This window comes from Ureibacillus sp. FSL K6-0165 (assembly GCF_038004285.1).
Taxonomy (GTDB): domain Bacteria; phylum Bacillota; class Bacilli; order Bacillales_A; family Planococcaceae; genus Ureibacillus; species Ureibacillus thermosphaericus.
Genome location: NZ_JBBOQS010000001.1, coordinates 2,326,734 through 2,339,743 on the forward strand (window position 1 = coordinate 2,326,734; position 13,010 = coordinate 2,339,743).

General features: G+C 34.6%; 8 protein-coding genes and 1 CRISPR repeat array (1 of these 9 only partly in view). All 8 genes read right to left on the reverse strand.

Annotated elements, in window-relative coordinates; translation table 11 throughout:
* Positions 1 to 3,037: a CRISPR direct-repeat array (repeat unit 33 nt; unit sequence ATTTCAATCCACGCACCTCATGTAAGGTGCGAC) (it extends 237 nt beyond the left edge of the window).
* A gap of 363 nt (positions 3,038 to 3,400) precedes the next feature.
* A complete protein-coding gene (locus NST00_RS11570) occupies positions 3,401 to 4,516 on the reverse strand; it encodes an IS4 family transposase (protein ID WP_340710181.1) in 1,116 nt (371 codons plus the stop codon).
* Positions 4,517 to 4,677: 161 nt separating this feature from the next.
* Positions 4,678 to 4,968, reverse strand: a complete 291-nt coding sequence (gene cas2 / locus NST00_RS11575) for a CRISPR-associated endonuclease Cas2 (RefSeq protein WP_340710183.1) — start codon at positions 4,966 to 4,968, stop codon at positions 4,678 to 4,680.
* Positions 4,969 to 4,978: 10 nt separating this feature from the next.
* Entirely contained in the window at positions 4,979 to 6,010 is a 1,032-nt protein-coding gene (gene cas1c / locus NST00_RS11580; protein ID WP_340709982.1) for a type I-C CRISPR-associated endonuclease Cas1c, read from the reverse strand.
* On the reverse strand, positions 6,007 to 6,663 hold the full coding sequence (gene cas4 / locus NST00_RS11585) for a CRISPR-associated protein Cas4 (protein ID WP_340709983.1): 657 nt from the start codon (positions 6,661 to 6,663) through the stop codon (positions 6,007 to 6,009). The genes cas1c and cas4 overlap by 4 nt, the downstream gene beginning before the upstream one ends.
* On the reverse strand, positions 6,650 to 7,513 hold the full coding sequence (gene cas7c, locus NST00_RS11590; RefSeq protein ID WP_340709984.1) for a type I-C CRISPR-associated protein Cas7/Csd2: 864 nt from the start codon (positions 7,511 to 7,513) through the stop codon (positions 6,650 to 6,652). The genes cas4 and cas7c overlap by 14 nt, the downstream gene beginning before the upstream one ends.
* On the reverse strand, positions 7,510 to 9,414 hold the full coding sequence (cas8c, locus tag NST00_RS11595) for a type I-C CRISPR-associated protein Cas8c/Csd1 (RefSeq protein WP_340709985.1): 1,905 nt from the start codon (positions 9,412 to 9,414) through the stop codon (positions 7,510 to 7,512). The genes cas7c and cas8c overlap by 4 nt, the downstream gene beginning before the upstream one ends.
* Entirely contained in the window at positions 9,415 to 10,143 is a 729-nt protein-coding gene (gene cas5c / locus NST00_RS11600; protein WP_340710184.1) for a type I-C CRISPR-associated protein Cas5c, read from the reverse strand.
* Positions 10,144 to 10,220: 77 nt separating this feature from the next.
* Positions 10,221 to 12,626, reverse strand: coding sequence for a CRISPR-associated helicase Cas3' (gene cas3 / locus NST00_RS11605; protein ID WP_340709986.1), 2,406 nt, complete (start codon positions 12,624 to 12,626; stop codon positions 10,221 to 10,223).
* Between the last annotated feature and the right edge of the window lie 384 nt (positions 12,627 to 13,010).

The window sequence follows — 13,010 nt, forward strand, 5'->3', positions numbered from 1 at the left end:
GGATTGGCCAAACAATATCGACCGTCCACACTTTATTTCAATCCACGCACCTTATGTAAGGTGCGACGTTGAATTTGAAAAAATTGACGGTGCCCGGTATATTTCAATCCACGCACCTTATGTAAGGTGCGACGGTTTAATTACTATCGATTTCACACGAAAAGCTATTTCAATCCACGCACCTTATGTAAGGTGCGACAACCACAAACCGATTATTCGTGGGACCGATGATGATTTCAATCCACGCACCTTATGTAAGGTGCGACTAGAAAGGGGTGAGTTTATGTCTACACATTTTGGAATTTCAATCCACGCACCTTATGTAAGGTGCGACAGTATTCAAGTTGATATTTAAGTGCTGACTCATTATTTCAATCCACGCACCTTATGTAAGGTGCGACGGTTTAATTACTATCGATTTCACACGAAAAGCTATTTCAATCCACGCACCTTATGTAAGGTGCGACAACCACAAACCGATTATTCGTGGGACCGATGATGATTTCAATCCACGCACCTTATGTAAGGTGCGACTAGAAAGGGGTGAGTTTATGTCTACACATTTTGGAATTTCAATCCACGCACCTTATGTAAGGTGCGACAGTATTCAAGTTGATATTTAAGTGCTGACTCATTATTTCAATCCACGCACCTTATGTAAGGTGCGACTGTCTAGACTATGTTATTATAATATTAACAAAGCATTTCAATCCACGCACCTTATGTAAGGTGCGACGATGAGTATAATTTAGAAGAAGATAGAGTATTACCATTTCAATCCACGCACCTTATGTAAGGTGCGACAAAACTCGCTAAATTTACTGAGATGGACAGAAGGATTTCAATCCACGCACCTTATGTAAGGTGCGACACCGTTGTCATTTTTAAAAGCTGTATGGTTCGATATTTCAATCCACGCACCTTATGTAAGGTGCGACTTAGAGCAATTAGCTATTAAAATTTTGAATACTGTATTTCAATCCACGCACCTCATGTAAGGTGCGACAGTTTCAATAATAAAGTAGCCAAAGCTTTTGCGAATATTTCAATCCACGCACCTCATGTAAGGTGCGACACTTCGATAAAAAACATTCTTCCATCTATTTTTCTATTTCAATCCACGCACCTCATGTAAGGTGCGACAAGGTCAATGGGTGAATGGGAAATGGGTAGAAGGTATTTCAATCCACGCACCTCATGTAAGGTGCGACTGAAAAATCCAATCGAAACATCAATCGCGGCAAAATTTCAATCCACGCACCTCATGTAAGGTGCGACAACTATTCCAAGCGTTTGCTTCATGATCCTTGTGATTTCAATCCACGCACCTCATGTAAGGTGCGACTAACACGCTGTTTTTTCGAGTGCTTTTAATCGCGTTATTTCAATCCACGCACCTCATGTAAGGTGCGACGCATATAGGTGTGATGTTTCTTTACCGATGCGGTGATTTCAATCCACGCACCTCATGTAAGGTGCGACGATGAAAATGGAATTATTAGGAATTAACCACAAAAATTTCAATCCACGCACCTCATGTAAGGTGCGACTAGTTCATCTTCCTCTCCTAGCCATGGAGGGCGTATTTCAATCCACGCACCTCATGTAAGGTGCGACTAGTTCATCTTCCTCTCCTAGCCATGGAGGGCGTATTTCAATCCACGCACCTCATGTAAGGTGCGACATCTTTGCTTAATTCATCAACAGCAATCGGATCTGATTTCAATCCACGCACCTCATGTAAGGTGCGACGATTTACACCGTTATATTAGTATTCTGTTGGGTATTTCAATCCACGCACCTCATGTAAGGTGCGACTCCGATTTGGTAGTCGGTTAAATCATTTTTATTTATAATTTCAATCCACGCACCTCATGTAAGGTGCGACACGTACAAACAAAAGGGAACTTAACAGCACCATTATTTCAATCCACGCACCTCATGTAAGGTGCGACGTGTACAAGACTTAAGAGATATGGGTGTTAATATTTGATTTCAATCCACGCACCTCATGTAAGGTGCGACATGCTCTTCAAGTTTTCTTATAATACTTTGCTTATTTCAATCCACGCACCTCATGTAAGGTGCGACCTCCGTTTCGATAAATTTGTACAAAAGCAAAATCTATTTCAATCCACGCACCTCATGTAAGGTGCGACAACTACTTTTTTGTAAAAATTGATAATTCTTCTATATTTCAATCCACGCACCTCATGTAAGGTGCGACATTTTAATAGGAGTACCATTCGGTAATTCAAGCGATTTCAATCCACGCACCTCATGTAAGGTGCGACTATACATTGATTATTATTTACAGCTTTACGAATTATTTCAATCCACGCACCTCATGTAAGGTGCGACGTGCTGTAAATTTCCAAAATAAAATCTGATTTTCGATTTCAATCCACGCACCTCATGTAAGGTGCGACTTCAACAACCACTTTCTGTTTTTCGGGTCGTGAAGATTTCAATCCACGCACCTCATGTAAGGTGCGACTTCGTTTGATGTGTTGTGACTCGCTTTATAGCCGCATTTCAATCCACGCACCTCATGTAAGGTGCGACGACCTCGAAATTGCATTTAAGTTATGCTTATATCATTTCAATCCACGCACCTCATGTAAGGTGCGACACAAAACTTCTTCCACAAAGTCGCCTTCTGTTTCATTTCAATCCACGCACCTCATGTAAGGTGCGACCCGAGTGCAGCTTGTATTTTGCCAGCAGCGTTATCATTTCAATCCACGCACCTCATGTAAGGTGCGACGATTACTGCCATGTTTATTCATCCTCCTGTATCAATATTTCAATCCACGCACCTCATGTAAGGTGCGACGGAAATAGTTCTTCTTGTGTTGCATCTGCCCCGTGATTTCAATCCACGCACCTCATGTAAGGTGCGACTGTGGTAACAGTTAATGGTTATAAAGAGCTTTTATTTCAATCCACGCACCTCATGTAAGGTGCGACTTTAATTAAAGAAAATCGAACAGTGTTAGATAATATTTCAATCCACGCACCTCATGTAAGGTGCGACTGCAAAAAACAGCAATAAACAAGCAATTTTTGCAAATAAACACTAAAAAATAAGTTAACGCTAATCCCTTAGTTCTATAATTTGGTAATATAAGTAAAAACAAAATTTATTTTTAGGTGCTAATCCTCCCGGTATTTCATGTTCACTTCATATTAGCACCAAATTATTTTATTGAACTTATAATAAAGTATAAAAATTCAACATACACTTCCAATCACTAGTGTTGCATAAATATTGTCGTAATTTTCAGTTTTATTATTTTTCCTGTTTAGAGCCAAAAAGGTAAATACCCAATTAAAGGTGACTCCATCCATTTGGAAATTTATTGACAATTAGACCTGTGCGACGACGACAATTTACTTATTAAGGGATGGCTTTTCCTTCAATTTTTCGAAGCCAGATATGTGCTGGTTTCCACAATGCACCCCTTAAATAACGGCTAATTTGTAAGGTTTTTCGCGTACTATTTGTTTCGATTTGTGCCAGAACATGTAGGCAAAAAACAATAAGTGCGATAAATACTTGATGTTGAATCGCCCATTCACTTTGACCATAGAATTTTTTGATGCTGAGATGTTGTTTGATCCATTTAAAAAACAGTTCAATAGCCCATCGTGATTGGTACATCTCGGAAATTTCTTCGGCGCTTAAATCAAAACGATTTGTGATTAAATGGCGTTCATTTCCTTTTGAATCCATCACTGTTAGAAGGCGAAAGTCATTTTCAGCACGGTTTTGAGTGGTGCCAATCAATACCATTTGATCCGACAAAACACTCGTATCTTCGGGTAGTTTAAAATCATAAACTTCCCGTATAACAGCGTTTTTCCGTAGTCTGGAAAGAAAGAAGTAGCCGTCATCCGTCATCCGATCAAAGCGCTCATAGTCTAGATAGCCACGGTCAAACACATACATGCATTCCTTGTCATCCACCATGATGTCAAGCTGTCCACGGTCATGTTCTCTTGCCGTTGTCATCAAAGCTTTTTCAGGATAGGATATCCCCTTTTCCATAAACACAAGGCGCAAATGCAGCTTTACACCAGCCTTTGTTTTGCGAAACTTCGCCCATTTATGATTGGTCAAATTAAGTGGCAATGTGCTTGAATCAATGATTTTTAAAGGCATGACCCGTTTTGTGTATTGTGTTTTGGCATGAATTTTTGCGACTAAATCAAGAAAAAGCTTTTGAAATAGATCTGGGTTTATGCCATTTAATCGCCGTGACAACTGTGAAATACTAATAGAATTAAGGTCGATCCCTTTTTGAAGTTGGTCATCAAAAAGGCAATCGCTTAGCACATGGAGACTTTCGATTTCTTCCAATTGCGCAAAAAGCAGTAATTTTAGAAATGACTCTGTCGTTAATTTTTTCGTATAGTAATCTAATTTCATCGTTTTCACCTGTTCTTCAAATAATTGAAGATTTATTGGCGAAAACCATTGTCCAAATGAAGTTTTTCGTGTAATCTTGTCCATGAGTTGGGTCCTTTTTAGTGGTTTTGGACGGGTTACCACCTGACTTATCCATTATAAAGGATTTTTTCTTTTCACAAAATAAAATAAGTGAAGATTGTGAGTCTTTTTAATATTAAAATTAAATTAATGCAACACTAGTGACTACCAATATTTAAATTGTTTTACAAAATCAGTGGATCTTCTACGTTTAAAGTAGTTTTAGCACCCATATGCTCTACTTTTGTTTTATACTTATTACCTAACTGATAGAAACGTAAGCTATCAGTTTCCTTATCGATAATTTCTGACAATTCTTTTTTTAATTGAAAAAATTGTACATTGTCTACAATACACTCAAATACTGAGTTTTGAACACGGATTCCATATGCTTCACATTTTTTTGCAACTTTTCTAAGTCGTCTTTGACCAGATTTTGTATCTGTACTTACGTCATACGTAACTAACACTAACAAAATGCTTACCTCACTTCCATAAGAATGGTGCGTATTCTTCAGCATCGCCTCTTATAAATCGTGCCAAAAGCAACGCTTGAGCATAAGGTACTAATCCATAAGGAATTTTTTCATTTAAACGAGGATGAGTTATTTGTTCTTGTTTTCTTTCCTGCCAAGACTTTAAAAATATTTTTCTTCCCTCATCCGTTAACAATACTGCTCCGCTTTCCTTTTTCAAAAAATGTTTTGAAGAAATGATTTTTTTATTAATTAAGTTTAGAACAAAACGATCTGCAATTACAGATCTAAACTCTTCCATCATATCCAACACCAAAGAAGCACGACCGGGCCGATCTCGATGCAAAAATCCTACATAAGCATCGAACCCTACAGATTCTAATGCTGAAGTAACTTCATTTGCTAATAGAGTATACGAAAATGAAAGAAGCGCATTGACATTATCAGTTGGAGGTCTACGAGATCTACTAAGAAATCGAAAGTCGTCCTTTTGTTGAAGTATTAAGTCATTAAAATGTTGAAAATATCGGTTAGCCGCTTTTCCTTCTAATCCCCTCAATAATTCCAAATCTTCTGTATCCAAGATTCTCTTCATAATTTCTGTTAAATACTTTGAAGACTCTTTTAAAGCAGGTACATCCATTCGCATTGGATAATTTCGAGTTGCGCGCTCTAAAATCCATTTTTGATTACAAATTTTAGCAAAAATAAAATTTCTTGCAATTTTTGCACTTTCTTTTTCGTTATCTGATAATCGATACTGAGTTTTTCTTAATACAACATTACCTTTACTTTGTCCGATTACTCTTGCACGAAATCGAAAAGATGAGGACAAGAAACATAAAGAAATATTTCTTTCTGCACAAGCATACATTAATGCAGGACTAGCACCAGCCCAACCAATCGTACAAATATTTTCTAAATTATGAAGTGGAATTCTCCCTATTTCTGCATCTCCTTTTGAAACAACTACATTTTCTCCATCAAGTGAAAGATAAGCATCGGGAGTAGTGACATATAGTGTATTTAATAATTTCTTCATTCCAAATATCTCTCCATATACTTACGAACTGGTTCTTTATTTAAAGCTTCTGGTAAACATATATTTTTTAAGGAGCAGCTATTGCAAAATTTACCTGTTTTTACTTTTGGAGTATATCTTTGTTGATAATATTGATGCATCAATTTAAAGATTTTTCTAACTTCACTTCGAAGTGCTTCTGTGATTTCTACTAATACTCGATATTTGATTTCATGATAGTAAATGTAAGCTTTTTCAATCTCACAAACCAACATTTCTTCTAAACACATGGCTTGGGCAACAAGCTGAACTACATCTTCTTGGCCCTTTTTCGGTTTTCCTCTTTTATATTCTATAGGAATTGGAATATATGTTCCTTCTTCCCCTTGTAATGAAATTCCGTTTGGATGTTTTATAAATTCTACAACATCACATATACCGCTTGCTTTTAATTCGTGCGAGCGTATAGGCAACGCCCGCACAATTAATTTGTTTCCTCTCTTTTCTCGGAGAAAGGGTTGATCAACTTTTTTATGAATATACTGTCCTTCGATTGTTTTTAAATTCTCTTCCCATTGCTGTTCTATATGGATCAATGCCCACTGTCTTTGACAAAACTGAAAATGTTGTATACCTGATAACATTAAATAATCCGATTCATTATTTTCCGTCATATACATCCACTTTCAATCCTTCAAGTTCATTCAATATAATCTCGTAATCTTCAAAAGATTTTGGATTTTCTAATTTCGGTTTAATCTCCAATGAACGATGAACTTTAGCCGATGAATATTGGCCGAGTTTTGAATTATGCTCCCACCAATAAACCTTATGGACTTCCATTGAACCTTCAGGGCGAGCTGAAGAAGCATCATTCTCGAATAATGTAATAAGTGCTTCTTTTAATTTTTCCGCATCTTCCTTTGTAAATCCTGTCTTTTCAGCTAATTGAACATTTATACTTCCGTTAAATCGATATACTCCAAAATCAACCCTGTGCTTCATTCCCATTGTATCCGAACCTTTTTTCTCTCCGGGTTCTGAGTTAACGCTTTTTGTAATTTGTATACTTGTAATATTAATAGGATCTATGCTAATTGCTGGATGAATAGAAACAGGCCCTCGTATGCCAACAGATACCCCCTCACCTTTCTTTTCTGCTTTAAAAGCAAACACTTGTCCAAATGCTCTCACATCAAACCATGATTCACATGCAGCTTTTTCATATAATACCGGATCCGCTTTTTTTCCTTTGCTTAATTCTTTTAATTTTTCATTATGATCCGCACGTTCTCTTAAACTAGTACATCCATCTGCTACACGATCACTAGATTGTACAAAAATACTTTCTCCCATATCTTGAAGTCGATTGCGAATTTTTCGTTTAATACATACATCGGATACCTCGCCATAGCCATCAAAATTTTGCCGTGGTCTGTTTCCATTTAGTGGATCACCATTAGGATTTGCGTTTTCAACAGAAAAAATTACCGAAAAATCAATTTTGTGATCTAAAACTGTCATTCCTCATCTACTCCTTCTTTTTTTGTATATAAATCTTGACGTTGACTGTAATAACCTAATAGATACTTGCCTGACAAAGGTTTATCATTATAGTCATTCGGATTAAACAAGTCATTGATTTCTTGGAACAAGTCCGTATACCTTCTTGCTTTCGCACCTAACCTCATTAAATAAGGATGTAAATTTTGGTGAATCGTATGCCAAGTTCTCAACGGTGCTCTTACAAATGCATTCATATAACGAACAGCATTGGTTGCACGTTTTTGATCCGCTTCACTTAATGCATTTCTTTCAAGCACATCTGCTACAGCAAGCAAACGGCCAAACAAATAATCCCGATCTGTGTTTGTTCTGTCTAAAGCCACCGAATATTCCTCCTTTTCATAGTGTTTTTTCACTAATGAACAAGCAACGCTTAATGCTTGTTCCCATTCCCACTCCTCGTTAAACGCTACAGGATTTGACGCGCGCTGAATGGCATTTTGAACTATATCCATTGGAATGGCTCGTCCATCGATGACGCAAGGAAGAAGACGTTCCATAACAGTTTTTATTAATTTTTCACTAGGCCTTGGCCCATAGGCATATTTTGCAATGGTGTAGAAAGATGGTGAACCATAATATTCAATCCAATTATCTCCAACCTTTTTTTTATGTTTCCAATTGCATCCTTCATGCCATCTTCTAAGCCTTAAAAAATAATCATTAATATGCAAGTTTCTATAATATAAAACTGCTAGTCTTGTATGTCCTGTTGTAGCAGTATCAAGTATCATTATGTGTATATAATCATCTTCATTTATTAAAGTCTTTTTATTTATGCCATCTAGTAATTGGTTGTATAATCGAGCTAGCCCTTTTCTAGTATTTATTAACTCACTTTTATTCTCATGAAATGGTATTTTGAATATTGAGAAAGATTCATCTAATAAATCTTCAGTAACTTGAGGAATATTTATGTTTTTCCATCCCCAAATCAAAAAGACCTTACCATCAACTATTTTTCCTTGACGATTAATTAACCACTTCAATGCATTGTGAGCTTTTTGAGAAACTTCATAACTAATAACAGATACTTCTTTAACTTCCTTAAAGCGTCCTCTGAAAGTAAACCCTCTCTTATCATTAGATGAAATTAATTTAGCTTGATCTTTTGAATGTCTTATTTTTTTAGGATGAAGATGTATGGTAGGTAACTTCTCACCAGTTACATAACATATATCTTTATCTTTTAATTTTGTATTGTAATATTGAACATATAAATCAAATATCTCTTTATTTTCCCATACAGATACATGATGCTCACCAGGATGATGTACATCAAATCTTATAAAAACTTTTTCCTGTCCATCTTTAACAATAGAAAATATTAAAGGTTTTTCTTCTCCAAGTTTATTGTTCCATTTACTTAACAACCTATTGTTTTTATCAATATACAAACATTTTGTTTTTACTAAATCTTCTATTAATCTACCTTTTTTTAAATAATTATAGATAGCAACTACATCTGGATGATTATATTGTGATGAACACCATTCATATAATTGTTTAATATATTCTTGATAGCAAAATAATTTATCTTCTTGTCCTGTAAATTTAACGTAATCTCCCGCAACATATTTAAGTTCATCGTGTAATGCATGTGGGACATAATTATTCGTTCTACTTGCCGATTCTTCGCTACAAGGTATTACTATATCTTTTTTTTCGTTTAATACTTGAGCATCATAAAATTCTCCATCTTTTGTAACAACTACTTCTATATGTGCAACTTCAGTAGTATGAGAAATTGGCAATAGTGTAAATTCAACATTTTTATCCTGAAGGTGTTTAATTTCCTTTTCACCAACTAAATCTTTGTTAAGATTATATGTTTCGTATAATGCGTATAGATAATTCATTTATTCACCTCCAACAAGTTCATTAAATAAATTATTTACTGGTTGTATATTCTCATTTAGTATAAATTTCTTCATTTGAAATTCACGCAATGAACGAACAAGTTTACATTTATTAGGATGTATAAAATCAATGATTCCTTTCTTCATGATTGGCTTCCAAAGACGCACTTCCATCTCTTTTTTTCCAGTTTCATCAGGATAATTAAACCCATGAACCATTATCCCAAAATCAATTTTCTCAATATCATCATAGTCACCTTTTCCTTCACCAAATTTAAATGGCTCAACATAAGCCTGACATTCTCTTGTTCCTAAATAAATATCCCTTCTTCCCCCAGCTTTCAAACTTCTTAAGGCAATACTATAATGTTTTTGATAATTAAAATCAGTTTCTAAATCTTTTCGATTATAGTTGAATTCAAAATGTGCTTTTACTTGGTATTCCACATCTTTTAAATAGGTGTAATATGCAAGTTCATTACTCTTTCTTTTATCAGAGTAATATAAAATGGGTCTAACTCCTTTTGACTCCATTTGAATCCTTTTCATAATACGTACAGAGTCTATATACCAAATGATACTTGGTTTCCAATAAATTGATTCCACTATGCCTTTTAATGCTTGATAGGTAGGTACTTGATAGGTTAATTTTTCTCCTCCTAATTTCATTAACGGATCTGTAAATAAGGCATATTTACCGTATACTATAAACTCTAATTGATTATTAATTTTTTTCATTTATTCACTCCTCATCTTTTTTGAATTTATTCTACTATTTATTAGACATTGAAATATAATATATCTTATTAAATTGTAATTAGCGATAAACCTGCCTCTCCTTCCACACTTAAACCGTATTGATCATCATATGCAGATTCTTTTGCAACAAATAATGAGTAATTCTTAAATTCTATTTTTTCAACTACACCATTTTTTATTAACCGATTTAAATCATGGTCGAACACATTAACAATATACTGCTGTACTTCTTTTAAAAATGTAGTAACATTTTCAATTCCGCCAGCGCTGTATAATTCAGAAATTAATGCTTTACCTTTATCATATGGAACCAAAACTGAATGGGTTTTGGAATCAATCACTTCAAAATATTTAGAAGCTGTTTCAAAACTTGCGTGCATCCAGATATCTTGTTCTTCTTTAAATTCATCAAGAAACTCCGAATTGTTTCCCAATAACATTTCATAAATATTTTTTCCTACCGGCGTTGGATAATCCAAATAAGGTTTAAATTCTTGATAAAAATTTCTAAAATAAAGCGTCATTGCATTTTCAGACAATAATTCTCCGTCAAAAAGCGTTGGATCCATTTCAATATCTCTTAAAATCTTTTTAGATTCGTATCCGCCTTTCTTGATTGTTGGCAAATTATTTAATACTTCTTCCCTATGATTGATAATATAAACATCTCTACTCGCCACTTCCCCATGCCGATTGCATCGGCCTGCTGCTTGTGCAATGGAATCTAAACCGGCCAAAGATCGAATGACACATTCAAAACTAACATCGACACCAGCTTCAATCAATTGCGTACTAATGCATACAATTTTTTCCTTATTCTTCAAACATTTTCTCATCTCATAAATCTTCTGTTTGCGGTGTTTTGGACACATAGAAGTACTTAAATGAACTGTTTTTATTTCACTATTTGAAAATTCATCATACAGTTTTTTTACAACGGATTTTGTATTAAGAATTACAAGTACACTATTGCATTCATTTAATTGTTCGTTAACAAATTGTGCAAGTTCTTCTGTCGTCCAGCCACCGTCTTTAATCATATTTATCAAGTTCGTACGTTTAAAAGCTTTCACAATCCTTGATAAATCATCAATCAACTCTCCATCTACGGTAATATTTTTTTCCACATACTGTAACGCAGGTTGAGTGGCTGTACAAAGTAATACCGTTGAATTTCCAATATCCTTCAGAAAATTTAAAGCTTCATTGAATAGTGTTACGCAATTGACAGGCACTGATTGCACTTCATCAAATATGATGATACTATTGGTTAGATTGTGAAGCCTTCGGATATTTCTTGATTTCCTACTATAGAAAGTATTTAAAAATTGCACCATTGTTGTAAAAATGATTGGAGCATCCCAGTTATCTTTTGCTAGTTTGATTTTTTTGTAGTTTTGATAGTTTTCAAAATTAAGATGTTCATCATCTATCTCATTTTCAATAACATTACTATGATGTTCTAATAAATAGTCTTTAGCATCCAGAATATTGCGAACTTCTTCGGCATTTTGTTCAATGATGGTTGTGAAAGGTACAACATAAATAATTCGTTCTTTTGAATGTTTCAAAGCGTGATTTAATGCAAAACGAAGACTTGCGAGAGTTTTTCCACCACCTGTAGGAATCGAAAGCGTATAAATCCCCGTCGGTAATTTCGATTTTTCGTAACACATGTTGGACATTTGTTGACGTAGCAAAGTGATTTCATTTTGTATTGATTTTTTTTCTAACGTTTTTAAATGCTCTTCTAATTTTTCTGCAAACCGATTAAAAATTTTTTCACTTTCAAATGGTTCTTCAACCGTGTTTTCATCAAATTGCCTGGAATCTGTGCGGTCCGCATCCAAAAGTGCGCTAAATGTAAATAATGTAAGATAAGTAATGTATTTTCTTATAATTTTTTTGAACAGCATTTGATTATTTCCAGTTTTTTTCAATATTTTATCTGCCATTATGGAAATCTCTTTTGCTGCTTCATTTACATATTGTTTTATGTAGTCTTCTGAATACATTTCCTGAAAGAATCTCTGTTTTACTTTTTCATACTCTAAATCTTCTTTATTTTTCCTTTTTAAGAAAGGAGATTCTCCATCTGCATTTACCATGTCTTTTAGTTGTCCATGATGGGAAAATATCACATTTGCTACACATTCAATTAAAAAATTATATTTCGTGTGAAAATTTTCCATTAAATATTTTCCGCCTGCAGTTGAATGGTCAATGCTTCCCCTTTTTGGTGGATTTTCTGGATTATTTACGGCTTCCTCCAAGTACTCTAAGAATTCATCACTATATTTCCCCATATCATGAAACATCCCTGCCAATCCGGTGATATGAGGAATCCCAATCTTTTTTCCAATCCTTTCCGCAATTTGTTGTACATTTTTTAAATGCTCAGAAAGCAATTGTTTCTCTAAATCTGATTGCCGAATATGCGCAACAAACTCCAAAACGATCATCCTCCTCCTCTCCATAATATACCATTTTTCCTGTTCTGAAATGTCCATTTGGTTATTTCAGAATTTTCTTTTTATGATATATTAGATATTGTTTTATTTTTTCATAACGAAAGATATAGGTTTTGATAGAATAAACAAAACAGATGGGGAAACCTTCCCATCTGTTCACTTATTACCTACCCATATTTGTTTTATATAGTATAAATAATAAGGATATAGAAACAAACAACTCCGGTTTCGATTTAAACAATCGCGAAAAATCCAATAAAAGCATGAAAAGCTCTATGAATCCAAATAGAAGAATAATGACGATTTCGATTGACCAATCCTTTGAAGAAATTAAAAAAATATTAGCAAAACGAGCATAGAATAGAA

Bases quoted from the DNA above. Each gene is read 5' to 3' on its own strand.
- cas8c (WP_340709985.1), bottom strand. From the start codon at position 9,414: ATGAATTATCTATACGCATTATACGAAACATATAATCTTAACAAAGAT.
- cas7c (WP_340709984.1), bottom strand. From the start codon at position 7,513: ATGACAGTTTTAGATCACAAAATTGATTTTTCGGTAATTTTTTCTGTT.
- cas4 (WP_340709983.1), bottom strand. From the start codon at position 6,663: ATGACGGAAAATAATGAATCGGATTATTTAATGTTATCAGGTATACAA.
- NST00_RS11570 (WP_340710181.1), bottom strand. From the start codon at position 4,516: ATGGACAAGATTACACGAAAAACTTCATTTGGACAATGGTTTTCGCCA.
- cas1c (WP_340709982.1), bottom strand. From the start codon at position 6,010: ATGAAGAAATTATTAAATACACTATATGTCACTACTCCCGATGCTTAT.